This window comes from Streptococcus tangpeifui, assembly GCF_044503215.1.
Classification (GTDB): domain Bacteria; phylum Bacillota; class Bacilli; order Lactobacillales; family Streptococcaceae; genus Streptococcus; species Streptococcus tangpeifui.
The window spans coordinates 559,370-584,667 of record NZ_CP172427.1; the positions used below are offsets into that span (position 1 = coordinate 559,370).

Here is a 25,298-nt window from a genome sequence, read left to right on the forward strand (position 1 = left end):
CCCAGTCTTAGGAAGTGAGGAAACCATGATGACAGGTCTTTATAAGAAACGGCAGGGGCGGATTCTTGCTGGCGTGTTAGCCGGCTTGGCTGATAAGTTCGGATGGGATATCACCTTAGCCCGTGTGCTTTACGCTGTTTTTACCTATTTTTCAATTGGTTTCGGAATCTTTCTCTATGTCCTATTGGCCGTCCTTCTCCCCTACAAAGAAGATGAAGAACGTGATAAATACGGTACTGGTCCTCGTCGACGCAAGGATGCCGAAGTTGTTGATGATGACAAGTGGTTCTGGTGATTTTATAGCTTGCCTTGGCTTTATTAGAAGCTAGGGCATTTTTGTTTCCGTTTGCATTTATGTTATAATGGGGATATTAAATAGAAATGAGAAAAACTTATGGCAGTTACTGTTGAGATGCTGGCTAAGAAGGTTAAGTTAGAGCCAGTTTATTCCAGACCAGAACTTTTAAAAAAGGAAATTATCACCTCTGATATTTCTAGGCCCGGACTGGAGTTGGCTGGCTATTTTGATTATTATTCCCCTGAGCGAGTTCAGCTCATGGGGATGAAGGAATGGTCCTATATGATGACCATGACCCCTCATAATCGCTATTCGGTGCTCAAAGCCATGTTCAAGTCTGAAACGCCGGCTCTAATTGTTGCGCGGGACTTGGAGATTCCTGAGGAAATGATTCGGGCAGCCAAGGAAGGTGATACTCCGATTTTTCAGGCTCACCAAGCAACTTCTAGTGTTTCTGGTGAAATCTCTTGGTACCTCAATTCTTGTTTAGCAGAGCGAACCAGTGTTCACGGTGTGTTGATTGATATCTATGGCATGGGTGTCCTGATTCAAGGAGATTCTGGTATTGGTAAGAGTGAAACTGGTCTAGAACTGGTTAAGCGTGGTCACCGTTTGGTTGCGGATGACCGTGTTGACATCTATGCTAAAGACGAAGAAACCCTCTGGGGAGAACCAGCTGAGATTTTACGTCACTTGCTAGAGATTCGCGGTGTTGGTATTATTGATGTCATGAGCCTCTACGGAGCCAGTGCTGTCCGAAATTCTTCTCAGGTTCAGCTTTCTATTTATCTGGAAAACTTTGAGCAAGGCAAGGAATTTGATCGTCTGGGTAATGGTAATGAAGAAGTCGAATTGCAGGGGGTTAAAATCCCTCGAATTCGGATTCCCGTTAAAACCGGTCGAAATGTTTCAGTTGTCATCGAAGCGGCAGCCATGAATCATCGGGCAAAACAGATGGGATTTGATGCGACTAAGACTTTTGAGGACCGCCTAACCAATCTGATCACAGAAAATGGTGCTGACTGATGGCAGCTGTTATTGATCCAATCGTTTTTCAATTTGGTCCTATAGCGATTCGTTGGTACAGTATCTGTATTGTAACAGGCATGGTTTTAGCGGTCTGGTTGGCCATACGGGAGGCACCTCGTAAGGGAATGACCTCGGATGATGTCCTTGATTTTATCCTAATTGCTTTCCCTATCGCCATTTTAGGAGCGCGCCTCTACTATGTCGCTTTTGAATGGAAGTATTATCAGAACCATCTGAATGAGCTTCTGGCAACTTGGAATGGCGGTATTGCCATCTATGGTGCTCTGATAGCAGGAGCTCTAGTTATGCTGATTTTCTCTTGGAAACGGAAAATCAATGCCTATGATTTTTTGGATATTGCTGCTCCTGGAGTCATGCTGGCCCAGAGTTTTGGCCGTTGGGGGAATTTTTTCAACCAAGAAGCTTATGGAAGGGCAGTCGCCCATCTGAATTATTTGCCCAAGTTCATTCAGCATCAGATGTATATTGATGGCAGCTATCGGGTACCCACCTTCTTATATGAATCTCTCTGGAACCTGTTTGGCTTCGCTCTGATTATGAGTGTAAGGCATCGTTCAGGACTTTTAAAACGTGGGGAAGTTGCCTGGTTCTATTTCATCTGGTATGGCTGCGGTCGCTTTGTCATTGAAGGTATGCGAACAGATAGTCTGATGTTGGGAGGATTGCGAGTATCTCAATGGCTGTCTCTGATTCTGGTGATCTTTGGACTGGTCATGACCTATTACGGTCGAACCAAGGGACGGCAACCCGATTATCAACAAAATAAGAATTAAATTAGTAGGAGTAAAACATGGTAGGATATGCAATGTTAATTATCGCTTTGGCTTTTGTTGCTTTGGTCATCTATTTGGCTATCGTCTTGCACAAGGTAGCTGGAGCGGTCGACGAAACGAAAAGGACACTGACAGTTCTGACAGCAGATGTGGATGTCACTTTGCACCAAACTAATGACTTGATTGCTAAAGCTAATGTTTTGGTGGATGATATTAATGGTAAGGTGGCTACGATTGATCCGCTCTTTGATGCGGTTGCTGATCTCTCACTCAGTGTCTCTGATCTCAATAGCCAAGCTCGTGTTTTAGGCAAAAAGGCAAGCAATGCTGGTTCTAATGCTGCTAAAGCGGGGACAGTTGTGACGGCCCTGCGTTTTGCCAGCAAGCTATTTAAGAGTAGAAAGAAAGGGGAAGAATAATGGGAAAATTTTTAAAAACTATAGTTTCTAGCGCAGCTGTCGGAGCAGCGGTTGGTTATTTCTTAACGACTAAGAAAGGGCAAGAAATAAAGGAGAAGGCTGTAGATTTTGCTAACGGCTATAAGGACAATCCTGAGACTTATAATCAAGCTGTTAAGAAGAAGGCTAATCAATATAAGAATTTGGCCGTCAACACTTTCAATGATTATAAAGAAAAGTTTGAAACAGGTGAATTGACCAAGGAAGATGTACTTGACGTAGCTAAGGAAAAGGCAACTCAGGCATCTGAATTTGCCAATGACCAAGTTGTGGCCTTTCGTGATAAGTTTGTCAAGGCTAAATCAGAATCATCGTCAGACACACAGGCTGAGGTGGATGACATCGTGATTGACTATCCTGAGTCCGATGAAACTAGTCAAGAGAATTAGATTGAAGTCAGATGTGGCATAATGTTTAGCCTATCTGGCTTTTTATTTTCTTGGATATTCGCAAATGTAGATAAAATGAGAAAACTGTTAAGATTTTGATTCTTTTTGATTTTGTTAAGAGTTAGTAATTATTAATGAAAAGGCTTACTGCTTATGTTAGACTGTATTTAGTGGGGAGTTTATAAATTGAAAAGGAGGAAGGGCTGATGAAAAAGTTTATAAAAATTACAGTTCTCATTTTTACGAGTCTTTTAGTTTTAGGTGCCTGCCACAGTAAGGTAACGGATAAGTTAAAAAACACTCAAGCTAGAATGACTGTCAGTCAGCTGATAAAAAAGGCCAAAGCAGCTAACAAGAAGGTTGAGACTGTTCACTTTGACATGGATTTGAGCACGACTTCTCTTGGTGAGAGAAAAAACCAGAAAATGGAGGCTGATCTTGACTATGGTGATCAGGCTGGTGATGTGGAGAGAGCTAATGGCTTTATTTCTACGAAGCAGGATGGCTCAGAAGAGTATCAAGCCTTTAAAATGCCAGGAGGCGGTGATATCTACTCAAGGGGTAGTCGAGATGCTCCTTGGAGTCTCAAAAGCATTGATGGTTACAATGTTGATCCAGATTACTTTGATTTCCTCGATATTGTTTATTCCATGAAAGATGATCTCAAGCTTAAGGATGACGGAACTAACTACACTCTGGTTCTCAAAAGTCAAAATGTGGACTTGGTGTCTCTATTTGAAGATGAGTTAAACATGTATTTGACAGGTGATAGCCAGTCAAGTATGAAGAAAACATTTGAAGTCAGTTTTGATAAGGAGAATTTTCGTCTGAAGTCTTTTAAACTTAAAATGGTAAGTAAGGTACGCGCTAACCGGCTATCTATGAAGGTTGAGTCTAAGTATTCAAAATGGAATAAGATTAGCGATTCTAAGTTTGAAGCCCCTGATAATGTCAGTGATGCTACTACCTATGATAGTAATGATGATGCGGGCGATACAAGTGATGACAGTCAGGAATTTTCTGATCTAAACTAACTGTGAAATCAGTTTAAAATTCCTGTTATTCAGTAGCCTAATTTTTTCTTAGATAAGTGCCTCTGCTGTCGTTATTTTAGAGCGAAGGGAGTGGGACAGACGGCTATGATGGCTTTGTTCTTAACTACAAACAGTTGTCATCTCTGAAGATTAGGATATAGAAAATAATTTTCATCTTAGAATTATGGTTCTTAGTTCTATTTCTTGATAGGAAAAATTAAAAAAACGGACAAAGTTAGAGACTTCGAAATCTAACTTTGTTCGTTTTTAATGTTATGATCAAATTTTTTATATGTCATCTACAAAGGAAGATGATAGTATTCTGTAGATAAGAGTGCAGCACTCAAATCAGTCTGTTTTAAACTCTTATTTTTTCTTCATTGAAAGGACAAAAGTCGAGACTGTTGATGTAATAGCAATTCCCAGTAAAATAGCTAGGCTAAAGGAAACGACTGTTCCCCAACCCATCGTGAGGAATAGGAAGCTTAGGAGGACAGATGAGATACAAAAGAGAGCGATGCGGGCAAAGAAAAGTAATTCCCGCAATTTAGCACTCTGCGTATCGACTTGGTAAAATTCTTGATATTTTTGTTGTGATTGATTAGCTTGATTGGTTTGATTTTGTGATTCCTGATTATCATAATAATCAAAATCGTGTTGGCGTTGGGCTGCCATAGCATTCTCCTTTCCACTGGAGTAGTGGGGTAAACTTTGTTACTTAGGTAGTATTCTATCATAAATTATTAAAATTGTCATGAAGATTTAGCAAGGGGCTGCTCTATAGACTCTTGCTTTAATGCGAAAATGTTGTGCACAGATGTTTTAGACCTTTTAAATCGTTTCAGATTTTCTATGAAAATTTGATATAATAATAAAGCTATGGATAAAATTATTATTACTGCAACAGCAGAAAGCCTAGAACAGGTTGAAGCTCTGTTAAAAATTGGTGTTGATCGAATTTATGTAGGGGATAAGGCCTTTGGTCTTCGCCTGCCTAAGACTTTTTCAGACAAGGATTTAAAGAAGATTGCCCAGTTGGTTCATGAGGCTGGTAAGGAATTGACCGTCGCTGTTAATGCTCTCATGCATCAGGGAATGATGGATGCTCTGCCTGAGTATCTGGATTTCTTAGAGGAAATCGGAGCTGATTATATCACGGTTGGAGATGCTGGCGTTATCTATATCTGTCAGCGAGACAATCGGCCTTTTAAGTTGATTTATGATGCGTCGACTATGGTGACTTCTAGTCGTCAAGTTAATTTCTGGGGTAAAACAGCAGGTGTTTCAGAAGCTGTTTTAGCTAGAGAAATTCCGTCAGCTGAGCTCTTTAAAATGTCGGAGAATCTAGAAATTCCAGCAGAAATATTGGTTTATGGAGCGAGCGTTATCCACCATTCCAAGCGTCCCCTCCTACAAAATTATTATAACTTCACCCATATTGATGATGAGAAGACTCGGCAGAGAAATCTCTTTTTAGCTGAACCTAGCGATAAGGATTCCCATTATTCTATCTATGAAGATAATCATGGGACTCACATCTTCGCCAACAATGATCTTGATTTGATGACTAAGTTGTCTGATTTGGTCGAGCATGGCTACTATCACTGGAAACTGGATGGTATCTATTGCCCAGGTGAAAATTTTACTAGAATTGCTGAGTGTTTTACTAGGGCGCGTGATTTGTTAGAAGTTGGCCAATGGTCGACCGACCAAGCCTTCCTCTTCGATGAAGAAATTCGTAAACTCCATCCTGCCAATCGGAATTTAGATACTGGTTTTTATGAATTTGATCCAGACTTAGTTAAGTAGGAGGTTCATTCATGTTTTATGCTTATTTACGTTGGCTGGTTTCTTTCCTAGTTTGGGTCGTCAATGGTAATGCCCATTACCACAATCAGGAAAATCTCCTAGATATCAAGGAAAACTATATTTTAGTTGCTCCTCACAGGACTTGGTGGGATCCTATCTATCTAGCCTTTGCCACCAAGCCTAAGCAATTCATTTTTATGGCTAAGAAGGAGCTTTTTAATAATCGCATCTTTGGCTGGTGGATTCGGATGTGTGGTTCTTTCCCCATTGACCGGGATAATCCCAGCCAGGAGGCTATCAAGTATCCTGTCAGGATGTTGAAGAAAAGCCATCGCTCTTTGATTATGTTTCCAAGTGGAAGCCGGCATTCAACAGATGTTAAGGGCGGTGTGGCAGTCATTGCCAAGATGGCTAAGGTTAAGATTCAGCCGGTTGTTTACGGTGGTCCAAGAAAATTTTCTGGCCTTCTAAAGGGAGAAAGGATTGACATGAACTTTGGTCAACCGATTGACGTGTCGGATATCAAACGTCTCAATGATGAAGGCATAGAGATGGTGGCTAAACGGGTTCATGATGCTTTTGATCAGTTAGATGAACAAAATGAAACTTACAATAACCATAAAAAGCTCAATCCGCTGACCTATATTTATCGGATTCCGCTGGGCATTGTTGCTCTGATTCTGGTTCTTTTGACCATGGCTTTCAGTTATGTAGCCAGCTTTGTTTGGACACCAGAAAAGCATCTCAAATAAGCTTTGTATTGGGAACTAGTGGGGCTTAATTATTTGGTTTATATTCTTGTTAGCATAAATTATTTTGTAAGAGGTTGAGACAAAAGTTCTCAGCCTTATTTATTTGGTCAATTTTATTTGTTAGGCGCAGTGGTTGGAGAAAGATTTGTTGGCTCTGCCAAGAAGTCTTTCCCCTGCACAGTTCATTAGGTGCTTTAGTACCAATGAACCACTGCTGATTGGCAGTCCTTATTCCTTTCGTAACAAATGAGAGTGGCCAGCCTGTACTAATGTGATGAACTTTGTTCATCTTATCTCCAACCTCCAAAGGTCCCTCGGACCTTTGGAACTGTGCGGAGGTGGAATTGAAATGCTCCATGGACTTTGACAGTCTGGGGATAGACTGCCAAAGCCTACCACCTAAAAATAAGAAAGTGGCAGAGACCTGAGCCTTAAAATAGAAGAGCGAAGAAAATCAAAGTCGTGATTTTATCACGATTTACTGATTTTTGCCCCGCTCTCATTTTTTATTTTCGGATAAATAGGTAAGAGGTTTTATGAAAGCAGAAACAATTTATCTATTAGCTGTTCTTGTCTTGTTAGGAATGATTTTGTTATTGGCTATTATTAGCGGGGGAAGTCTATGATTGAAGAATGGATTGAAAAAATTAAAGAAAATAAACTGGTGGCAGGGCTTGCTGTTGTGATACTTATTCTTAGTTTAGCGTTGTTTGCTAGTTTGGCTCATCAAAAATCTTCCAGAAGTCAATCGGATTTTCCTCAAATTTCCAAGACTAGCCAAGTCAGTAGAAGCAATTCATCATTATCGACGGCTGAAAAATCAGCTACTATTATGGTTGATGTCAAAGGAGCAGTTAAAAATGAGGGAGTTTATGAGTTGCCAGCTGGCAGTCGAGTGACCGATGCTATCCAGAAGGCTGGTGGTTTTGCAGCTAATGCTAATAAGAAATCGGTTAATCTGGCGCAAAAGTTGGAGGACCAAGCAGTGGTTTACGTCGCCGCTGATGGTGAAGATGTTGATGAAGTTATAGACACGAGTTCTTCATCTGGCACTCAGGCAGGGACATCAGCCAGCAGTCAAGCCAAGATTAATCTTAATACAGCCAGTAAGGAAGAGCTCCAAACTCTTTCAGGGATTGGAGAGAAGCGAGCCCAAGATATTATTGATTATCGGGAGGAGCACGGTGGCTTTAAGTCTGTAGAAGAGTTAAAAAATATCTCTGGCATCGGTGATAAGACCTACGAAAAAATTGCTCCTGAGGTGACCGTATGACTAAGTATGTCCCAATCAGGCCAATTTACTTGGCTTTTTTGCTAGTTTTGCTAACTTATTTTATTTACTCTTACTATTGGTTGGTTGGAGTGATTTTGGCTTTTACACTCTTTCAGCTTTGGCGTCATCATGGCTTAAAAATAAGTGTTCAGGTTTTACTGATATTATTAGTGTTTGGTCTGGTATTTTTTGCCTATCAAGCTAAAGGGAATTATGATGATAAATCTGCTCCGAGTCAGCTTCAAGAATTAAGAATGATTCCAGATACTATCTCTGTTAATGGCGATCAGCTCAGTTTTCGGGCCAGAAGTCAAGGACGAATCTACCAGGTTTTTTACCGCCTGAAAACACCGAAAGAAAAGCAGTTTTATCAAAATGTGACAGTTGAGCTTGATTTGGTAGTCTCGGCTAAACTAATAAAGGCTCAACCCCAGCGAAATTTCCATGGTTTTAACTATCGGGCCTATCTCAAACACGAGCGAATCTATCGACTGGTAGCTATTGAAAAAATTAAGTCTTTGGAACCAGCTAAACGACTTTCCTTACTTGATCACCTGCATATTCTAAGACGGCAGGCTCTGGTTAATTGCCAGCAGAACTTTCCAAGTCCTATGAACCACTACATGACTGGACTCCTCTTTGGCTATCTGGGGAAGGATTTTTCTGAGATGGGAGATATCTACACTGGCCTCGGCATTATTCATCTCTTTGCTCTATCGGGTATGCAGGTTGATTTTTTTATTGGATTTTACAGGAAATTTCTCTTACGTTTAGGAGTGAGGCGAGACTGGGTGGATATCCTTCAGGTTCCCTTCTCTATCTTCTATGCAGGGATGACGGGTTATGCCCCATCAGTCCTTAGGAGCTTACTCCAGTCTTTTTGGAGAAATTTTGGTTTGCAACGACTGGATAATCTAGCTTTTAGTATGTTTTGTATGTTTTTACTAAGGCCAAATTTTCTGCTGACAACCGGCGGTCTGCTTAGCTTTGTCTACGCTTTTATTCTAGCTGTTGTAGATTTTAAAGATCTAGGTAGAAGTGCAGCTGCGTTGGTCCAAGGGGTTAGCTTGGCTTTAGGGGCTTTTCCTATACTTGCCTATTTATTTGGTATTTTCCAGCCATTGTCTATTTTTTTGACCTTCGGTTTTTCGCTTATTTTTGATTATCTTATGCTGCCTTTTTTGAGCTTGGCTTTTTTGCTAAGTCCTCTGGTTAAGCTGACCTGGGTGAATCCCGTTTTCATCTTGCTTGAGAAGACGGTCATTTGGACTCATAATTTTATCGGTCGTCCGCCTGTCTGCGGCAGTCCTAGTTTGACCATCTTATTAATTATGCTAGTCTTATTAGCTTTTCTCTATGATTATTGGACGCAAAAGAAGATTCGCTATCTACTCATTTTTCTTTTCCTGACTTTAGCCTGTTTGGTTAAGCATCCCTTGACCAATGAGGTGACGGTGCTTGATGTTGGTCAGGGAGACAGTATTTTTCTGAGAGATAGTTGGGGAAAGACAGTATTAATCGATACGGGCGGTCGAGTATCTTTTGGGCAGGAAGAGGCCTGGCAAAAGGAGAATACGGATAGCAATGCCGATAGGACGGTCATTCCTTACCTCAATAGCCGTGGCGTGGGGAAAATAGATCAGCTGATTCTAACGCATACTGACACCGATCATATTGGTGACTTGGAAGCTGTAGCTCGACACTTTAAAATTGGCGAGATTTTGGTTAGTCGAGGAAGTTTGACTAGGCCTTCCTTTGTCAAGAGACTCAAGGTACTGAAAGTCAAAGTGAGAACAGTGGAGGCAGGAGACAATTTAGCCATTATGGGCAGTTGGCTTCATGTCCTCTATCCTAAAACGATCGGTGATGGTGGCAATAATGACTCTCTAGTTCTCTATGGCCATTTGCTAAATAAGAATTTTCTCTTTACTGGAGATCTTGAGAAAGAAGGGGAGGAAGACTTATTACGAAGCTATCCTGATCTCCGTGTTGACATTCTCAAAGCAGGTCATCATGGTTCTAAAGGATCGTCCAGTCCAGATTTTTTAATGGGGATAAAACCGGAGGCGGCCTTGATTTCAGCAGGACAAAATAATCGCTACGGCCATCCTAATAGGGAAACTTTAGAGCGTTTCAGGTCTCAGAATATGGCTGTTTATCGGACAGATCAAGTAGGGGCAATTTCCTATCGTGGTTTGTGGAAGTGGCATCTTGAAACTGTCCGCTAATTGTGAAGGTGAGCGAAATATTGCCATTGGAGCCTGTTAAACTATCTTGTTAAGTTTGTATTTCAGCTTAAAATATGCTATTCTAATAGGTACCAAATTTATTTAGGAGATTGCTCATGTTTACAGCTTATGCAAATTTTTGGAAACACTATATTGATTTTAAAGGACGCACCAAACGTTCAGAGTTCTGGTGGCCTTTTCTCTTTAACAATCTGATTCGACTGGCCTTTTATTTGATTGTTTTGATTGATTTAATCATTCCTTTCAGTCAGCGTATTAGGCTGATGGAGGACAGTGCACTTTCAACAGACGGCCTCTCTATTTGGACAGATATTTCACCTCTGATGGTGACTATCCTTGTCTTGTGGGGGTTGTTTGAATTAGCGATTTTAGTACCAAGTCTCTCTATCGGTGTTCGTCGTCTGCGTGATGCGGCTTTCCATTGGGCTTTTATCTTTATGTATGGAGCAGCTATACTTCTCAACTTTATTCCTTGGGTCGGCTGGTTCTTAGCGGCAGCCTTGTCAATTGCGAGTATTGTTCTTTGGGCCTTTCCGAGCCGTGAACCAAAACCAAAGGCGAATATTCTTTACGCACCTCTTGGAAATCAATTTACAGCTACTCCTCAGCAATCAGCTATCTCTCAACCTCAACAAATGGCTGGTTTTCAACAGCCTAACCCAGCTATGATTCAAGCGCAGCAGGCTTCGGCTGGTTCTCAGCAGTCTGGCTTTATGAATTCACAAGTTTCTCAGCAGGGGCCAGCTGTTTCGCAAGGACAAATGCCGACTTCGTCTCAACCAGCTGTGGGACAAGGAGCTGTTCATCCGCAATTTTCTAATGCTCCGCAACAAGGAATGCCTGTCAATGGTCAAGCCGCAGTTGGTCAGCAAACTGCTCCAAATCAGGATCAGGTAGCACCGCAAGGACAGGTTTTCCCACAAGGTCAAGTTGCTAATCCAGTGAATCCACAACCTAATTCATCCCCTCAAGAAGGTCAAGTTCCTCCTGAGCAAGCTAATAAATAGAATTAGCCCTTGTCAATTTGACAGGGGCTTTCTTCTAAGGTAAAATAACTGTAATTTATTAAAGGAGTCTATTATGATAGAAGCGTATAAAAATTATTGGAAACAGTATGCTGATTTTACGGGTCGCACCGATCGTCCAGGCTTTTGGTGGCCTGCCTTGATGAACTTTATTATTTCATCTATTTTTGGCTTGAACTTTATTCTTCTCGTTGTGATTGTCGGCTTAGGAATGGTCGCAGAATATGATAGTACAGGTGACGTCACTTCTAGTGCTGTTGGCTTAGGAATCTTAGGAATTTTCATGTGGGTGATTGCTGTGATTTGGGTCCTTGTAAATTTTGTTCCAAACCTTGCAATTATTATTCGTCGTTTTCGTGATGCTGGCTATGACTGGCCTTGGATTTTCCTTGCCTTTGTTCCTATTGGGAATATTGTCCTTTTAGTTTTTCTTTGCCAGCCAACCAAGGCGCCAATGTTTACCAATTATCAAGGTTATTATAACCAAACTGGCTCTAACAATGGTTATCAGCCAGGCTTTCCAGGGCAAAACCCAAGCAGCCAACAGCCGATGAATCAAGGCCAAGCAGGTTTTGCTAATCAGCAGATGTCTGGTCAAGTCTCTCAACAACCGATGCAAGGGGCAACTGTTCAGCAGCCAGTTCAAACGGCTTTTTCAGAAGGGGTAGCTGCTCCTGTTCAGGAGTCAAATTCTGCAGTTGGTTCTGAATCAAATTACACCGGAAGTCCCTTCCAATAGATAGAAGGCAAATTTGTTAGCAGTTAGGAAGAAATTTCTAACTGTTTTTTTATTTAAAAGAGCCATACGGCTTTTATGGTACAATAAATATATGATTGCAATTGAAGAAGTTGATGCTTTAATCAAGGAAAAACTCCCTTTGATTACGCTAATAACGGGTGATGACTTGGGACAGTACAGTCAGCTCAAGCAACTCTTTTTGGAACGGATTGGTTTTGATCCCAGTGATTTGACCTATTCTTATTTTGATTTTTCAGAAAATAACTTTGCCGACGCCCAGATGGATTTAGAGAGTCTGCCTTTTTTCTCAGATGAGAAGGTGGTGATTTTTGATAATCTTTTGGATTTGACAACAGCCAAAAAGTCTTACTTAGATGATAAGGAAGCCAAGAGTTTGGAAGCCTACCTGACCAATCCAGTAGAAACAACGCGGCTGGTTATTTTTGCACCCGGAAAACTGGATGGCAAACGTCGGCTTGTTAAGTTAGTTAAACGGGAGGCTAAGATTTTTGAAGCAGGTCAGCTCAAGGAAGCCGAACTGCGAACGCATTTTCAAAAGCTGGCTCATCAAGCAGGATTGATTTTTGCCAAGGGGGCTTTTGATCAACTCTTGATTAAGTCGAATTTTGATTTCAGCGAGATTCAGAAAAATCTGGCTTTCCTTAAGGCCTATAAAGATGGCGGTCAGATTGAACTAATTGATATTGACCAAGCCATTCCTAAAAGCTTGCAAGATAATCTCTTTGATTTGACCCAATATATTTTGCAAGGGAAAGTTGATCAGGCCCGTGATTTGGTTAGGGATTTGCGTCTACAGGGTGAAGATGAGATTAAATTGATTGCCATTATGTTGGGGCAATTTCGCCTCTTTACCCAAGTTAAGATTCTCGCTCAAGCTGGCAAGAATGAATCAGCTATGGTTGCTCAAATATCGGATCTCTTAGGTCGGAAAATTAATCCCTACCAAGTTAAATTTGCCCTTAGGGATAGCCGTCCTCTAACTTTATCGTTCTTGAAAGAGGTCATGACAGTCTTGATTAGTACGGATTACCAAATCAAGCAGGGAAGATTGGATAAGGCCTATCTCTTTGATGTAGCTCTTTTAAAAATTGCTAGTTCTAAGAAAAAATAAGGTTGAATGTCTATTTGGCAACAGATAACTCGGTAATACTAACTAGTAATCAAAATCCTTGAAAACCCTATCCCTTTCCTTTACAATGTAAGTGTTTAAGGACTTTTGTTCCTTTTTCCTTGCCCTATTTAGGGGTGAGCCCTATTAATAGAAAAGAGGTAACCTTTATGGCTATTATATTACCTGAACTTCCTTATGCTTACGATGCTTTGGAACCTTATATTGATGCTGAAACTATGACTCTTCACCACGATAAACATCATGCGACTTATGTAGCTAATGCTAATGCAGCTCTGGAAAAGCACCCTGAAATCGGAGAAGATCTTGAAGAACTCTTGTCAGATGTGGAAAAGATTCCTGCTGATATTCGCCAAGCCTTGATTAACAATGGTGGCGGTCATCTCAACCACGCTCTCTTCTGGGAACTCCTGTCACCGGAAAAGACTCAAATTACCAAGGAAGTGGCAGCTGCTATTGAACAAGCCTTTGGTTCGTTCGAAGCCTTCAAAGCTGATTTTACAGCAGCTGCAACTGGTCGCTTCGGTTCAGGCTGGGCTTGGTTGGTTGTCAATAAGGAAGGAAAACTTGAAGTGACTTCAACAGCCAATCAAGATACTCCTATCATGGATGGTAAAAAGCCAATCTTGGCTTTGGATGTTTGGGAACATGCTTACTACCTAAGCTATCGCAATGTTCGTCCTAATTACATCAAAGCCTTCTTTGAAATCATCAACTGGGACAAGGTAGCAGAACTTTATGCCGCCGCTACAAAATAATTGAGGCTATAGAAAAAAATTGCCTTAGGCTATCCTTCGTTTGGAGGGTGGCCTTTTAGCTTGAATGCATTTATGTTGGCAATATTGTCAGATAGTTCATCACTGGTGGTCATTAATCTAAAAAATTTTGAATAGTGCTTGCAAAAAATCAATTTTCCCTTAAAATAATAGTGAGGAGAAACTATGTCAAAAAGAATTACGGTTGTTTTAGCGATCATTCTTGCGATTGTCCTAGGTATCCTAGGCAGTTTTTATTTGAAGCAAGGACAAAAGGAAATCCGAGGGCAGAAGCATCATCAGACGAGAGGTTCGAGGCAGGCTAAGAAGAATCCTCAGGAGTTGGTGACGCCAAGAAACAAGTCAGCTGAAGAAAAGCAGGCAGTCATGGAGGCGGATAGCGAGCGGATGAATGCGTTGGGGCTATACTATGACTATGCCAATATGAGTCTTAATGACACTGTTAATGCCTTTCTGGCTGAGCAAGGGATTGAACAGTCACAGGTGGCCTTTTCCTATAAGAATACTAGAACCAATGAGACCTTTTCCATGAATGATGCCGAATTGATGACAGCAGGTTCAACCTATAAGCTACCGCTCAATATGTTGGTTGTTGATGGGGTTGCTGAAGGAAAGTTTACCTATGATCAAGAGGTTGACATCACGAACTTGGACTATGAGTATCAGGGAGAGCATGATGCCTATGTTAATAATTATGGCGGTAGCATGACCATCCCCGAGATGCAGTATGGCTCTTTGGTCGTTTCAGAAAACACTCCTGCCTACGGCTTGGCCAGTCTTCTAGGTGGTATGGAAAATGCCTACAGTCAATATACCCGTTATGGTAAGTCTACGAATCCTGATGTACCAGCCTTTCAATACGAAGGCAATAAAACAACTAGTTCTTATTACCTTCAGCTGTTGGACTATTTGTTTAAATATCAGGATAAGTATAAAGACTTGTTGGATTGTATTGGTCAATCCTTCCCAAACGAATATTATAAGACTTATTTACCAGAAGATTTGACCATCTATCAAAAGCCAGGTTATGTCCGTGAAGCCATCAATATTGATGCTATTGTTATGGAAGACAGCCCTTACTTGATTGCCATTTACACCCGTTATTTGGGAGGTTCAACCGAGAGTAGCTCAGAAATTAATGGTACTGGTTACAATCAGTTGGCGATGCTGACCTATGTTATCAATGAATGGCACCGAGTTAATATGAATTAAAATCTCCCATCTTGCTTAAGTTGGTGAGACATAGAAAAACTGTCTTTGGCTAATCTTGTGGCAAGTCTAGGGGAAAAGGCAGGCTTGCCTTATCCTTTAGAGTTTTTTCAACTTAGGGAAGATTGTGATATAATAGAGACAATTTTGAAATTCTACTAGTCATAGATATAGCTATTTTAAAACGAATAATAATGGATTCTGATTTTGCTTTAAATCCATTCAGAAATCCAATAAGGTTTTATCTTAATTGCTAAGAAAAAGGAGAAATTATGCTGACATCATACCGTGACGGTCAAATAGACGATATTAAGAATAGAATGTATACCTACTTAACCGTAGTGCGCAATTGGTCCTTACTTTTTTTATTGCTATTTGTAGTGTCTGTGATTTATTGGCTCTTGAATCCCAAGAATATTATGGGAGCGGCTTTTAGTTTGGTGAGTTTTTTACCTCTCTTGGCTTTGGCTGTCCAATATGTGCGGGAAAACAATATTTATCGCCGTGATGCCTTGAAAATTTTGACCGAAGATCTTGCCTTGGACAAGTATGAAGAAGTGCTGAGTTATGAATCGCAAGTTGCTCTTAAGACTAATTGGGATCGCACCATTATCCGTCAGGCAGAATTGGCTTTTTTACGGGGTAACTTTAATAAGTCGGCTGAATTTATTGAAATGGTCAATCCTGTGAAAGCTCAGCTATCTCCTAAGGAACGGACACCGCTCCTTCTAACCTATTATGTTGTCGATTTTGCCAACAAGGCTTTTAGCAAAAAAGACTATGATCTAGAGGCTAATTTGGAAGCTATCCATAATCTGGTTGTACAAAATGATATGGAACAGGTGCAAAAACGTTACAGCCAGCAACTTCTTTCGTTAATTGAAGCTGTTGTCGGTAAAGGAGAAGCTTTGGAAGACCCTGAGGACATACAAGCTAGCAATAAATTGGAAGAAGTCCTGCGTGACTACTTCTTAGCTGAAAATGCTCGTTTAGCTGGAGATAAGGCCCTAGCCAAGAAGCTCTTTAAGCTTGTATCACAAGCAGAGAGTTCTCTCTTTGTGGTTGAAAAAGCTAAGGGGAGTTTGAAAAAGATGAAATAAAAAAGACCCTGCGAGGTCTTTTTAAATGCTCTTGAAAATGCGGAAGCGTAAGCATAAGCAGGTACAAGTCCAGCAGTTTTGTTCCTTCTTATTCAAATACGAAAAGTAGCTTGATAGAATTTTAACTCAAATTTAAGGCACAATGAGGTTGGATAAAAACTTGTCCAATCTTTCTGTTTTGGAATAAATACTTGGTACAGTGGTTGGGAACAAGAGGATGAAAAAAGGTCCTGCCTCTTATTAACTAATTTAGATAGAGCGGTTTGACACAGTGGTTTATTTTCCTTTTGTCACAAGGCCAAAGTGGGAAACCTAAACAATGTGATGACCATTGTTCTTCTTATTTCCAGCCACAAAAGGTCCAGAGGACCTTTTGTGCTGTGCAGGGGTGAGTTAAAAAGGTCTGGGAGACCTTTTAATCGGGAAATGAAGCTTGCAAAGCAAGTGTCAAAAACGGTCTGGGGAGAGACCGTTTCAGATCACCGCCTAGAAATTAGGAAGTGGTGAGAACTAAAATTTTCAATTTTAGAGTTGGTCCCACTCTCTTTTCTAAATTTTTGAATTGTTCGGTCGCATTTTGCCAACTTATTTTACAAACATGGCATCACCGAAGCTAAAAAATCGGTAGTGCTTATCAACGGCGTGTTTATAAGCCTCGAGGACAAATTCCCGTCCGGCAAAGGCTGAGACCAACATAACAAGGGTCGATTTTGGTAGGTGGAAATTGGTTGAGAAAGCATCGACAATCTTAAACTCGTAACCAGGCTTAATAAAGATATTGGTCCAGCCAGAATCAGCCTGAATATCTCCACTAAACTTATTACCGATAGTTTCCAAGGTCCGGATGGAGGTAGTCCCGACAGCAACGATACGACCGCCGGAAGCTTTGACCTGACGCAGAGTCTGTGCAGCTTCTTCGGAGAGCTGGTAAAATTCTGAGTGCATCTCATGGTCTTCAATATTATCGACAGAAACAGGTCGGAAGGTGCCCAGACCAACATGGAGAGTCAGGTAGATCAGTTTTACCCCCTTGGCCTCAATTTTTTCTAACAGTTCTTGGGTAAAGTGCAGACCGGCTGTTGGAGCAGCAGCAGAGCCATTCTCCTTGGCATAGACCGTTTGATAGCGCTCTTGGTCTTTTAACTTTTCATGAATATAAGGCGGCAGGGGCATTTCACCAAGACTCTCGAGAACTTCGAGGAAAATCCCATCATAGTGAAATTCGACAATCCGACCACCGTGGTCTAGTTCTTGGACAATAGTAGCGGTCAAGCGGCCATCGCCAAAGCTAATCTCGGTCCCGACATGCAGACGTTTAGCTGGTTTTGCTAGGACTTCCCATTGGTCATCTTGAGTATTTTTCAGCAGCAGAAATTCCACATGTCCATGGGTTTCAGACTTCTCCCCATGAAGGCGAGCAGGCAGAACCCGAGTGTTGTTCATGACTAGGGCATCGCCTGGATTTAGCTCATCGAGAATGTGATCAAAATGGCTATCTACCATGGTGTGGGTTTTGTGATCGATGACTAGGAGTTTGGAGCTATCACGTTTTTCCAAAGGAGTTTGAGCAATCAGTTCCTCAGGTAAATAAAAATCGAAATCTTGTGTATTCACTTTTTTCCTCTTTATTTTGTTTAATACTGACCTATTATATCACAAAATCGCTTGACAAAAATTGGTCTATACCATATAATGAAGATAATAATCGGTATAGACCAAAACAGGGGGTATCCAGCATGAAAATTATCACCGTAAAAAATCAAACAGAGGGAGCAAACTGTGCCTTAGATATCTTAAGAAAAAAATTATCTCAGGGGGCTAAGACTTTGGGCTTGGCGACAGGGAGTTCACCAGAGGCTTTCTACAAAGCGTTAGCTGCCAGTGATCTTGACCTATCGCAGATGACTTCTATCAATTTAGATGAGTATGTCGGCTTGCCAAAAGAAAATCCCCAGTCTTACCACTACTTTATGGAAGACCATTTGTTTCGGTACAAGTCAGTTAAGGAGCATTTTCTACCTGATGGTCAAGCGACTGATTTGCATCAAGCTGCACGTGACTATGATGATACGATTGCTCGGTATGGCATAGATTTCCAAATTTTGGGAATTGGCCGCAATGGGCATATTGGTTTTAATGAACCAGGAACCGATTTTTCTAGTGGGACTCATGTGGTTGATTTGACTCCAAGCACCATCGAAGCCAACAGTCGTTTCTTTGACAAGAAAGAAGATGTACCAACTCAGGCCATATCTATGGGGATTGCTTCTATTATGTCGGCTAAGTCTATCGTCCTCTTTGCCTATGGTAAAGAAAAAGCCCAAGCTATCGCTGGTATGGTTCAAGGACCAGTCACACCAAGTCTGCCAGCCAGCGTTCTGCAGGAACATCCGGATGTTACCGTTATTTTGGATCAAGAAGCTGCCAGTGAGTTATGAGACAAAAGTAAGGAGCTGCCTAAGCTTCTTTTGTGTTACAATGAATGTATGCGATTAGACAAACTATTAGGTCAGGCGGGTTTTGGCTCTAGGAATCACGTTAAGAAATTGATTCGTAGTCTGCAGGTGCGCGTGGATGGGCAGTTAGCGCGTTCTGACAGCCTCAATGTCGCTCCAACCCTGCAAACCATCACAGTATCTGGCAAGCAGATTAGCTCTTCTCCTGATGTCTATTATATCCTCAACAAACCTAGTGGTGTGGTTTCCGCAGTCACTGACACTGAGCATCAGACGGTGATTGACTTAATTGCTTCAAAAGACAAAAAAGAGGGACTCTATCCCGTTGGTCGCTTGGATCGCGACACGGAAGGGTTGGTTCTTATCACCAACAATGGTCCCCTAGGATTTCGCCTACTCCACCCCAAGCATCACGTGGACAAAACCTATTATGTTGAGGTTAACAATGAGCTTGGTGCCGATGCACCTGCTTTTTTTGACAATGGCATAGCTTTTTTAGATGGTAGGGTTTGTAAGCCAGCTAAGTTAGAGATTATCAGCTCTAGTTCAGAAATCAGCAGAGCTTATGTCACCATTTCAGAAGGCAAGTTTCATCAGGTCAAGAAAATGTTCCTAGCCTACGGTGTCAAAGTTACCTATCTCAGACGTATTTCCTTTGGCCCTTTTGAGCTGGGAGATCTACCTGTGGGTTCTTATCGGAAACCAACAGTTGCTGAAAAAGAGTTATTAAAACGATACTTGGATTAAAAGAGGGAGAGGGGGTAGCTGGATATTAAACTGTGGTAGCAGGTGTATCACAGTCTTGCATCTCAGAGTCTTTCTAATTATTGTTGTGGTGATGACAATTCTCTCTGGGGAATTTTCATATCCTCAACTAGCTAACTTCATTTTGGAACTTTCAAATTCTTCAAAAAACAAGCCTACGTTCTCGTAAGTGGTAAGAGTTTTTAGAATAGTAATAAATTAACCTTGATTAGAGGACAGAGTCACATCTGTTCTCTTTTTTGTTGCCGTTTAATAGTGATTTTATAGAGAAAGGAGCAGTAGCGTTCTCAAATCGGTTGACAGACCAATACACCTGTGTTAGGATGGCGGCGTTAATAATTCTTCGGGGTCAGGTGAGAGTCCTAACCGGCGGTATAGTCCGCGAGCCATAAGGCATGAACTGGTGTAATTCCAGTACCGACAGTATAGTCTGGATGAGAGAAGAATTTAGCTGAAAGACCTCCTTAGCACTTGGAAACAGTTAAAAGGAGTTTATTTGCTAAGTCTCAAAAGAACCTCGCATTTCAATCTTGAAGTGCGCTTTTTTCATCATATAGCTATTTCAATCTAAGCAGTTCCAATGTTAGTCATTCACATCAGTGAAGCAGTTTTCAAGGTATCCTCAACAGTGCTAGCGATACTTTGAGAATTAAGCAATGGCAAATTTTTTGGAGATAGTTTCACCTATTTTTGAGTGACGAAAGAGTCTTTTGATTACTGCCTTAGGTAGAATGCTGGTATTTTTACTGGATGGATGAAAAGGGTTTCTCATAAAATTGTCCCATGATTGTTGACGCATCTAGAAAGGAGGATTTTATGAAAAATCCGAAAATAAAATATATCACTTACACGGCCATGTTTGCAGCTATCGCAGGCGTCCTGATGTCTCTTGAAATTTCGGTTCCCTTCATGCCTGTCTTCTACAAGGTTGACTTTTCAGATGTTCCTACGATCATTGCAACCTTCCTTTTAGGCCCTACGTCAGGTTTGATTATCGAGGTTTTAAAGATCCTGATCAAACTTTTTACCGTCGGTAGCAATAGTATGTATATCGGTGAGTTCGCCAATTTAATTTCGGCTATCTTCTTTGTCTATCCTCTGGGCTTGATTTTCAAAAAGAAGGGTAAGACTTTAAAAGCAGCAGTTTTAGCTCTTTTGGCAACGATTGTGATCAAGACTTTGTCTGCTACAGCCATCAATCTCTTTGTTAGCCTGCCCTTGTATGCCAAAGCTGTAGGAATTGATTTGGAAAGTTTAGCCAAGTCTTTTGGTTCTGTTAACCCAGCTGTTTCCAACTTGACTAGCTTTATTCTTTTGGCGACAGTTCCCTTCAACATAGTCAAGGTTAGCTTGAACGGAGCAATTGCTTACCTTTTATACAAACGCTTTATCTATAAGGCCAGAAAAGGAGATAAAAATGGCTAGATATTATCGTGAATTAACAAGGCTTGATATGGAGGAACTTAATAAAGAAGAGACAATTGTTATGATTCCACTTGGAGCAATTGAACAGCACGGCAACCATGCCCCACTGGGAACGGATGATTTGATCGCTGAGAAAATGGCTAATTTGATTCTACAGGAAGTAAATCAGATTGACGAGAATTTTCCGCTCTTGATTCTTCCTAATATTTCTATTGGTTTGAGCACTGAGCATGCCAACTTCTGCGGCAGCCTTACCCTTTCGACAGAAACCTATTACCACATGCTGAAAGAAATCATAGAGTCTCTGTACCACCACGGATTTAGAAAAATAGCCCTCCTCTCTTGTCATGGCGGAAATACACCGATTGCTAACCTCCTCAGTCGAGAACTGCGCCATTCACATGATTTGGATATTTTTATTTTAAATTCTGGGGCATTTGATGATCCGCGCGTACAAGCGACAATTTCTGAAGGAAATACCTTCGATTTTCACGGTGGAGAGATGGAGACATCTATGATCATGGCTATAGATGAAGAATTGGTTAAACTTGATAGGGGGATTGCAGGACAAGCTACCGGGTATGTCTTTGATAGTAAGCTAAAGGAATACAATATCAGTTTGAACTGGGTTGCTGAAGATTTTGTAGATAAGGACGGTAATCCAATTGGTATTGGTGGAGATCCTTCTGGTGCAAGTCCAGAAAAAGGCCAGATTATTTTTACTGTCAATATTGAAAAAATGGTTGAGGGATTAAAATATATAGCTGGTTATTGAGGGGAGCATCTAAAATATTTACCCCTTCTGAGTTTATAGAGTTTTCTCTTTTAATAGACTTGTTCAGTAACCAAAAGTGATACATTAAACTCATAAAAAACATATACAAGAAAATTCCAAGGTTTAGCTCATAAAATTTCCTCAGGTAAATGCTTTTGTTCAAGGCGATTTTATTGAAGATTTTATGAGTTTTTTTATTGTACTTATATTGTAAATTCTAGTACTGGATTAAATTAATTTATGTTTTATTCTCGTATCATATTTGTTATTGATATTAGTAAACTCGAACACCCTTTGTTTTCTACCAATTGCTATGATAGTACAAGGATTAGATTTAGGTCTGATAGCAGGAAGGGTTAATAATTGAGCTGTAGCAAATTTGATAATTATTTAGCTCCTCACAAAGTATCCTTGTTTTGGGTTCTTTCTCCACTCTTTTTGGCATTAATTGTCATTATAATGTCGTTCATTGTTCTATACAAAAAGTGAACGATTGATTTATAATTTCGTGAAAGGAGAAAAAATGTCAAAGGTAATTTTATTAACAGGGGCTTCTTCAGGAATCGGCTATCTAGCGGCACAAGGACTGGCAAGAGCGGGACATAGGGTTTATGGTGGTGCCAGACGCTTGGACAAATTGGAAAAACTCAAGCAAGATGGTGTCCAGCCGCTTTACCTTGATCTTACCAAGGAACAAACCATTAAACAGGCTCTTGCAGTGGTTATTCAAGCAGAAGGCAGGCTTGATGTCTTGATTAACAATGCTGGTTATGCTGCTTTTGGTGCGATTGAAGATGTTGCGCTTGAGGAGGCTAGAAAGCAATTTGAAGTCAATCTTTTTGGCCTAGCTCGTTTAACTCAGGAAGTTCTTCCTTATATGCGAGCTCAGAAATCGGGGCGCATTATCAATATCTCTTCAACCGGTGGCCGCATCACTACCATTATGGGTTCTTGGTATCATGCCTCTAAGTATGCCCTTGAGGCCTTATCCGATGGCCTTCGTATGGAAACAAAAACATTTGGAATTGAGACGGTGATTATTGAACCAGCCAGTATTAAAACGCCTTGGAGCCAGATTGCTGCAGAGAATTTGCGAACTTCTGCAGTTGGAGGAGCCTATGAAAAGATGGCCAAAAAGGTCTCCCAAAGTATCGAAAAAATGTATGCAGGCCGATTGATTTCTGAGCCTGGTCTTGTAGCAAGAAGGATTGTCAAAATTGTTAATGCCAAACGAGTTAAACCGCGTTACCTCGTTGGTAGGGGCGCTAAAACTATTGTTTTTCTTCATTCAATCTTACCTGCTAGAGTATTTGATTGGCTGGTCGTTAAGAGTTTGACTTGAGGTTAATATTTTTAGACAATAAGATTATGAAACTTATTATCACTAAACAATTTCAGATCTTCTTAAAAGAATTAGGAATAGATGTTAGACTGATTTTGCAGAGAGCGCAATTGCCAAACCAACTTTGGCAAGAAGAGCTGACTTATAGTGCTCAGGATTATTATCGCTTTATAGCGACCTTGGATAAGCAAATTACAGATGAAGCCCTATTAGCATTGAGCAATATTGACAATATTAAGATGTTTGTACCAGCCTTTTTTGCTGCTTTATCAAGTCCGGATGGTTTGACAGCCCTGCAGCGCTTCTCAAAATATAAAAGTTTGATTGGTCCAGTAAAAGTAGAGATTCATGAAAAAGACGATGAAGTTGCTGTAAACTATGCCTACCAGTCATCACAGTTGCCGCTTCCTCGCATGTTACTGCTGCAGGAGCAGCTGCTACTTTTAAGTATTTTACGGACAGGGACAGGGGCGTCAGTTCTTCCCCGCAGGGTCAGTTCGCCTTATGATTACGGAGCGGTTCTTGAGAATGAGGTAGGAATCCTCCCGCAAAAATCACAAAGGAACTTCTTGGTGCTATCTAAAGCAGATCTTGAAAAAACTTTCATCACTGAGAACAATGTCATGTGGTATTATTTGGAACCGAGTCTTAATCGGCAGCTAGCTCAGGAGGAAAAAAGCGGCAGCCATTTCACACAGACGCTTCAAAACGAGTTGCTGTCGGCTATCCCCAGCGGTCAGTTCTCTCTTGCTGCCGTAGCTGAGAGGCTTGGTCTCAGTGCCAGGACACTGCAGCGCCAATTAGCTGCTGAAAAAACAACGTTCAAAGAAGAAGTTCTACGTATACAAAAATCGATGGCTTTTTCTTATCTTGATTTATCTATGTCGGTTGACGAGATCGCTTATCTCGTAGGTTACTCAGAAACTTCCAGCTTTCTGCGTGCTTTTAAAAACTGGACCGGCAAAACACTCAAACAGTACAGAGAAACTAACCAATCAAAGGAGAAGAAATAATGACCCCAACCTTGCTTGCTTTTCTTGCGCTCATGCTTTTTATGGTCCATGAGTTTGAAGAGATTATTTTAGTCTGTCCATGGATTGCGAAGAAAAAGAATGATCCAAAATTTGCTAATGAAATCTTTGTCGCTGGCAGAGTACATTATCCTTCAACAGAAACATTAGCGGCTAGCATTTTGGAGGAATTTATTTTAGCTAGCCTGATTTTGCTTGCAGGTATTCTTTTTAAATTACCAGAGTTAGTGCTGGCGATTACGCTGGGACATACTGTCCATCTTTTATCCCATATCAGTCAGGCTCTCCGATTTCGAACTTGGGTTCCTGGCAGTGTGACTGCAGTTCTCACCATGCCCTTGCTTATCTACAGTATCTTTCTGTTTTGTCTGAACAATCCGCTTCATTGGCTATTGCTGCTGGTCATAACCCCGCTTATTTTTGCAGTAATCATCGCCAACCTTGTTTTTCTGCATCGGCAGGCTGATCAGGTTGAAAAATTCCTACACTCGTAAATAATGTATTTCAGTTTCCCCATCCTGCATCTTGGTTGATGCGGGATTTTTTGATAGAAAAGCTGTGCTATAATGAAAACTATGAAATTACGAATCGAACAGGATGCCAGCTTCAAGGAGCTGGAAGTCAGTTTAAAGTATAGTGAGAAAAACAGGCTGGTTGAGCGGATTTTAACATTTTTGGAAAGTATTGATAAGCAAATTAGCTGTTATGAGAACGGAGTAGAGCATTTGGTCAACCTTTCGGATATCTACTATATTGAAAGCGTGGACAAGAAGACTTTTGTCTATTTAGCAGATGACATTTATCAAACGGATTTGAGGCTCTATCAACTGCTCCATGACATACAAAATGACGGGTTTGTTCAGATCTCTAAGAGCTGTCTGCTTAACATCAATGTCTTAGAAAGTATTCGGCCGCTTTTTAACAGCCGCATGGAAGCGACTTTGCTCAATGGTGAGAAGGTTATTGTCAATCGCCGTTATTTACAGGCTGTTAAAGAAGCCTTAAGAGGAGGTGAGCCAAAATGAAAAAATGGTTGGTTAATGTCTTTGCTACGACAGGCGTATCGTTGCTCTTATTAACTCTGGCTGCCTTGTATTTGAAGGCGGAGTGGCTCCTGCTGGTGAGTATTTTTCAGGTCTTTTTTCTTAACGGTCTCATCCAATTGCTGGTTTTATTTATACGCAGACTAGAGTGGGAATTCTTTATGCTGCAGGTGCTGGTGGAAATTGTAGCGATTGAAGGCTTGACAATGGGGATGGGCTGGCTCTTTCATTGGAATCAGCCTTGGATGTTTCTTCTTATTGGGATCGCTGTTTATATCATTTCACAAGTCTTGGATCTTTTTGATCTCAGTCAGGAAGCGCGTGAAATTAATTTATTGATTAAAAATCGTCGTTAATTAAACACGCCTACACTCCTA

27 protein-coding genes and 1 riboswitch are annotated in these 25,298 nt (G+C 40.9%); of the genes, 25 read left to right on the forward strand and 2 right to left on the reverse strand.

Annotation, left to right across the window (positions count from 1 at the left end; translation table 11 throughout):
• Positions 1–28: 28 nt before the first annotated feature.
• From ACFSN5_RS02740 to ACFSN5_RS02765, 6 genes are all read left to right on the forward strand, one after another.
• Entirely contained in the window at positions 29–295 is a 267-nt protein-coding gene (locus ACFSN5_RS02740; RefSeq protein WP_206221343.1) for a PspC domain-containing protein, read from the forward strand.
• A 99-nt stretch (positions 296–394) separates the two neighbouring features.
• Positions 395–1,324 (forward strand): HPr(Ser) kinase/phosphatase, encoded by a 930-nt coding sequence (hprK, locus tag ACFSN5_RS02745; protein WP_165209242.1) that lies wholly within the window; start codon positions 395–397, stop codon positions 1,322–1,324.
• Entirely contained in the window at positions 1,324–2,121 is a 798-nt protein-coding gene (gene lgt / locus ACFSN5_RS02750) for a prolipoprotein diacylglyceryl transferase (protein ID WP_165329191.1), read from the forward strand. The genes hprK and lgt overlap by 1 nt, the downstream gene beginning before the upstream one ends.
• A gap of 17 nt (positions 2,122–2,138) precedes the next feature.
• A complete protein-coding gene (locus tag ACFSN5_RS02755) occupies positions 2,139–2,540 on the forward strand; it encodes a DUF948 domain-containing protein (protein WP_165329190.1) in 402 nt (133 codons plus the stop codon).
• Positions 2,540–2,968, forward strand: coding sequence for a YtxH domain-containing protein (locus tag ACFSN5_RS02760; protein ID WP_165329189.1), 429 nt, complete (start codon positions 2,540–2,542; stop codon positions 2,966–2,968). Before ACFSN5_RS02755 ends, ACFSN5_RS02760 begins: the two co-directional genes overlap by 1 nt.
• Before the next feature lie 206 nt (positions 2,969–3,174).
• Positions 3,175–4,002, forward strand: coding sequence for a DUF6612 family protein (locus ACFSN5_RS02765; protein WP_165329188.1), 828 nt, complete (start codon positions 3,175–3,177; stop codon positions 4,000–4,002).
• 366 nt (positions 4,003–4,368) lie between these two features.
• On the opposite strand, the gene ACFSN5_RS02770 is transcribed toward ACFSN5_RS02765, so the two are convergent.
• On the reverse strand, positions 4,369–4,677 hold the full coding sequence (locus ACFSN5_RS02770) for a DUF3270 family protein (RefSeq protein ID WP_165209253.1): 309 nt from the start codon (positions 4,675–4,677) through the stop codon (positions 4,369–4,371).
• Between the two features lie 204 nt (positions 4,678–4,881).
• On the opposite strand from ACFSN5_RS02770, the gene ACFSN5_RS02775 reads away from it, so the two are divergent.
• The 10 genes from ACFSN5_RS02775 (at position 4,882) to ACFSN5_RS02820 (ending at position 16,084) form a co-directional block, all read left to right on the forward strand.
• A complete protein-coding gene (locus tag ACFSN5_RS02775; RefSeq protein ID WP_165329187.1) occupies positions 4,882–5,811 on the forward strand; it encodes a peptidase U32 family protein in 930 nt (309 codons plus the stop codon).
• A gap of 11 nt (positions 5,812–5,822) precedes the next feature.
• Positions 5,823–6,563 (forward strand): lysophospholipid acyltransferase family protein, encoded by a 741-nt coding sequence (locus tag ACFSN5_RS02780; protein WP_165209259.1) that lies wholly within the window; start codon positions 5,823–5,825, stop codon positions 6,561–6,563.
• A gap of 622 nt (positions 6,564–7,185) precedes the next feature.
• On the forward strand, positions 7,186–7,836 hold the full coding sequence (locus ACFSN5_RS02785) for a helix-hairpin-helix domain-containing protein (protein WP_165329186.1): 651 nt from the start codon (positions 7,186–7,188) through the stop codon (positions 7,834–7,836).
• Complete coding sequence (locus ACFSN5_RS02790) at positions 7,833–10,064, forward strand: DNA internalization-related competence protein ComEC/Rec2 (protein WP_165329185.1); 2,232 nt, start codon at positions 7,833–7,835, stop codon at positions 10,062–10,064. Before ACFSN5_RS02785 ends, ACFSN5_RS02790 begins: the two co-directional genes overlap by 4 nt.
• A 116-nt stretch (positions 10,065–10,180) precedes the next feature.
• Positions 10,181–11,092 carry a DUF805 domain-containing protein gene (locus tag ACFSN5_RS02795; protein WP_165329184.1) on the forward strand — a complete coding sequence of 304 codons (912 nt, stop codon included), beginning with the start codon at positions 10,181–10,183 and terminating at the stop codon, positions 11,090–11,092.
• Between the two features lie 73 nt (positions 11,093–11,165).
• Positions 11,166–11,849, forward strand: coding sequence for a DUF805 domain-containing protein (locus ACFSN5_RS02800; RefSeq protein WP_165329183.1), 684 nt, complete (start codon positions 11,166–11,168; stop codon positions 11,847–11,849).
• 91 nt (positions 11,850–11,940) lie between these two features.
• A complete protein-coding gene (gene holA, locus ACFSN5_RS02805) occupies positions 11,941–12,981 on the forward strand; it encodes a DNA polymerase III subunit delta (protein ID WP_165329182.1) in 1,041 nt (346 codons plus the stop codon).
• Positions 12,982–13,148: 167 nt separating this feature from the next.
• Entirely contained in the window at positions 13,149–13,757 is a 609-nt protein-coding gene (gene sodA, locus ACFSN5_RS02810) for a superoxide dismutase SodA (RefSeq protein WP_165209274.1), read from the forward strand.
• Between the two features lie 183 nt (positions 13,758–13,940).
• On the forward strand, positions 13,941–14,987 hold the full coding sequence (locus ACFSN5_RS02815) for a serine hydrolase (protein ID WP_165329181.1): 1,047 nt from the start codon (positions 13,941–13,943) through the stop codon (positions 14,985–14,987).
• A gap of 269 nt (positions 14,988–15,256) precedes the next feature.
• Complete coding sequence (locus tag ACFSN5_RS02820; protein WP_165329180.1) at positions 15,257–16,084, forward strand: hypothetical protein; 828 nt, start codon at positions 15,257–15,259, stop codon at positions 16,082–16,084.
• Positions 16,085–16,669: 585 nt separating this feature from the next.
• Here the strand turns inward: ACFSN5_RS02820 and queA are convergent.
• On the reverse strand, positions 16,670–17,698 hold the full coding sequence (gene queA / locus ACFSN5_RS02825; RefSeq protein WP_165329179.1) for a tRNA preQ1(34) S-adenosylmethionine ribosyltransferase-isomerase QueA: 1,029 nt from the start codon (positions 17,696–17,698) through the stop codon (positions 16,670–16,672).
• A gap of 122 nt (positions 17,699–17,820) precedes the next feature.
• Here queA and nagB point away from each other — a divergent pair, with 122 nt between their 5' ends.
• The 9 genes from nagB to ACFSN5_RS02870 all read left to right on the forward strand — a co-directional run bounded on the left by nagB (position 17,821) and on the right by ACFSN5_RS02870 (position 25,277).
• Entirely contained in the window at positions 17,821–18,522 is a 702-nt protein-coding gene (nagB, locus tag ACFSN5_RS02830) for a glucosamine-6-phosphate deaminase (RefSeq protein ID WP_165209283.1), read from the forward strand.
• A 48-nt stretch (positions 18,523–18,570) separates the two neighbouring features.
• Positions 18,571–19,287, forward strand: a complete 717-nt coding sequence (locus tag ACFSN5_RS02835) for a pseudouridine synthase (protein ID WP_165329178.1) — start codon at positions 18,571–18,573, stop codon at positions 19,285–19,287.
• Between the two features lie 353 nt (positions 19,288–19,640).
• Positions 19,641–19,755: riboswitch (FMN riboswitch) on the forward strand.
• A gap of 366 nt (positions 19,756–20,121) precedes the next feature.
• Positions 20,122–20,730, forward strand: coding sequence for an ECF transporter S component (locus ACFSN5_RS02840; protein ID WP_165329177.1), 609 nt, complete (start codon positions 20,122–20,124; stop codon positions 20,728–20,730).
• Entirely contained in the window at positions 20,723–21,505 is a 783-nt protein-coding gene (locus ACFSN5_RS02845; RefSeq protein WP_165329176.1) for a creatininase family protein, read from the forward strand. The genes ACFSN5_RS02840 and ACFSN5_RS02845 overlap by 8 nt, the downstream gene beginning before the upstream one ends.
• Before the next feature lie 523 nt (positions 21,506–22,028).
• Positions 22,029–22,847 carry an oxidoreductase gene (locus ACFSN5_RS02850; protein WP_165329175.1) on the forward strand — a complete coding sequence of 273 codons (819 nt, stop codon included), beginning with the start codon at positions 22,029–22,031 and terminating at the stop codon, positions 22,845–22,847.
• A gap of 26 nt (positions 22,848–22,873) precedes the next feature.
• The gene (locus tag ACFSN5_RS02855; protein WP_165329174.1) at positions 22,874–23,860 is read left to right on the forward strand and encodes an AraC family transcriptional regulator; all 987 of its coding nucleotides are present in this window, start codon (positions 22,874–22,876) and stop codon (positions 23,858–23,860) included.
• Positions 23,860–24,372 carry an HXXEE domain-containing protein gene (locus tag ACFSN5_RS02860; RefSeq protein ID WP_165329173.1) on the forward strand — a complete coding sequence of 171 codons (513 nt, stop codon included), beginning with the start codon at positions 23,860–23,862 and terminating at the stop codon, positions 24,370–24,372. The genes ACFSN5_RS02855 and ACFSN5_RS02860 overlap by 1 nt, the downstream gene beginning before the upstream one ends.
• A gap of 72 nt (positions 24,373–24,444) precedes the next feature.
• Positions 24,445–24,903: a LytTR family DNA-binding domain-containing protein gene (locus tag ACFSN5_RS02865; RefSeq protein WP_004228967.1), complete on the forward strand. Its 459-nt coding sequence runs from the start codon at positions 24,445–24,447 to the stop codon at positions 24,901–24,903.
• The gene (locus tag ACFSN5_RS02870) at positions 24,900–25,277 is read left to right on the forward strand and encodes a hypothetical protein (RefSeq protein WP_004229801.1); all 378 of its coding nucleotides are present in this window, start codon (positions 24,900–24,902) and stop codon (positions 25,275–25,277) included. Before ACFSN5_RS02865 ends, ACFSN5_RS02870 begins: the two co-directional genes overlap by 4 nt.
• Positions 25,278–25,298: the final 21 nt, after the last annotated feature.

Excerpts from the sequence above, each read along its gene's own strand:
- ACFSN5_RS02755 (WP_165329190.1), top strand. The coding sequence starts at position 2,139 with ATGGTAGGATATGCAATGTTAATTATCGCTTTGGCTTTTGTTGCTTTG.
- ACFSN5_RS02815 (WP_165329181.1), top strand. The coding sequence starts at position 13,941 with ATGTCAAAAAGAATTACGGTTGTTTTAGCGATCATTCTTGCGATTGTC.
- hprK (WP_165209242.1), top strand. The coding sequence starts at position 395 with ATGGCAGTTACTGTTGAGATGCTGGCTAAGAAGGTTAAGTTAGAGCCA.
- ACFSN5_RS02820 (WP_165329180.1), top strand. The coding sequence starts at position 15,257 with ATGCTGACATCATACCGTGACGGTCAAATAGACGATATTAAGAATAGA.
- ACFSN5_RS02780 (WP_165209259.1), top strand. The coding sequence starts at position 5,823 with ATGTTTTATGCTTATTTACGTTGGCTGGTTTCTTTCCTAGTTTGGGTC.
- ACFSN5_RS02840 (WP_165329177.1), top strand. The coding sequence starts at position 20,122 with ATGAAAAATCCGAAAATAAAATATATCACTTACACGGCCATGTTTGCA.
- ACFSN5_RS02785 (WP_165329186.1), top strand. The coding sequence starts at position 7,186 with ATGATTGAAGAATGGATTGAAAAAATTAAAGAAAATAAACTGGTGGCA.
- ACFSN5_RS02775 (WP_165329187.1), top strand. The coding sequence starts at position 4,882 with ATGGATAAAATTATTATTACTGCAACAGCAGAAAGCCTAGAACAGGTT.
- ACFSN5_RS02850 (WP_165329175.1), top strand. The coding sequence starts at position 22,029 with ATGTCAAAGGTAATTTTATTAACAGGGGCTTCTTCAGGAATCGGCTAT.
- ACFSN5_RS02770 (WP_165209253.1), bottom strand. The coding sequence starts at position 4,677 with ATGGCAGCCCAACGCCAACACGATTTTGATTATTATGATAATCAGGAA.
- sodA (WP_165209274.1), top strand. The coding sequence starts at position 13,149 with ATGGCTATTATATTACCTGAACTTCCTTATGCTTACGATGCTTTGGAA.
- ACFSN5_RS02760 (WP_165329189.1), top strand. The coding sequence starts at position 2,540 with ATGGGAAAATTTTTAAAAACTATAGTTTCTAGCGCAGCTGTCGGAGCA.
- holA (WP_165329182.1), top strand. The coding sequence starts at position 11,941 with ATGATTGCAATTGAAGAAGTTGATGCTTTAATCAAGGAAAAACTCCCT.
- ACFSN5_RS02765 (WP_165329188.1), top strand. The coding sequence starts at position 3,175 with ATGAAAAAGTTTATAAAAATTACAGTTCTCATTTTTACGAGTCTTTTA.
- ACFSN5_RS02790 (WP_165329185.1), top strand. The coding sequence starts at position 7,833 with ATGACTAAGTATGTCCCAATCAGGCCAATTTACTTGGCTTTTTTGCTA.
- nagB (WP_165209283.1), top strand. The coding sequence starts at position 17,821 with ATGAAAATTATCACCGTAAAAAATCAAACAGAGGGAGCAAACTGTGCC.
- ACFSN5_RS02740 (WP_206221343.1), top strand. The coding sequence starts at position 29 with ATGACAGGTCTTTATAAGAAACGGCAGGGGCGGATTCTTGCTGGCGTG.
- ACFSN5_RS02800 (WP_165329183.1), top strand. The coding sequence starts at position 11,166 with ATGATAGAAGCGTATAAAAATTATTGGAAACAGTATGCTGATTTTACG.
- ACFSN5_RS02845 (WP_165329176.1), top strand. The coding sequence starts at position 20,723 with ATGGCTAGATATTATCGTGAATTAACAAGGCTTGATATGGAGGAACTT.
- ACFSN5_RS02860 (WP_165329173.1), top strand. The coding sequence starts at position 23,860 with ATGACCCCAACCTTGCTTGCTTTTCTTGCGCTCATGCTTTTTATGGTC.
- ACFSN5_RS02835 (WP_165329178.1), top strand. The coding sequence starts at position 18,571 with ATGCGATTAGACAAACTATTAGGTCAGGCGGGTTTTGGCTCTAGGAAT.
- ACFSN5_RS02795 (WP_165329184.1), top strand. The coding sequence starts at position 10,181 with ATGTTTACAGCTTATGCAAATTTTTGGAAACACTATATTGATTTTAAA.
- ACFSN5_RS02855 (WP_165329174.1), top strand. The coding sequence starts at position 22,874 with ATGAAACTTATTATCACTAAACAATTTCAGATCTTCTTAAAAGAATTA.
- ACFSN5_RS02865 (WP_004228967.1), top strand. The coding sequence starts at position 24,445 with ATGAAAACTATGAAATTACGAATCGAACAGGATGCCAGCTTCAAGGAG.
- ACFSN5_RS02870 (WP_004229801.1), top strand. The coding sequence starts at position 24,900 with ATGAAAAAATGGTTGGTTAATGTCTTTGCTACGACAGGCGTATCGTTG.
- lgt (WP_165329191.1), top strand. The coding sequence starts at position 1,324 with ATGGCAGCTGTTATTGATCCAATCGTTTTTCAATTTGGTCCTATAGCG.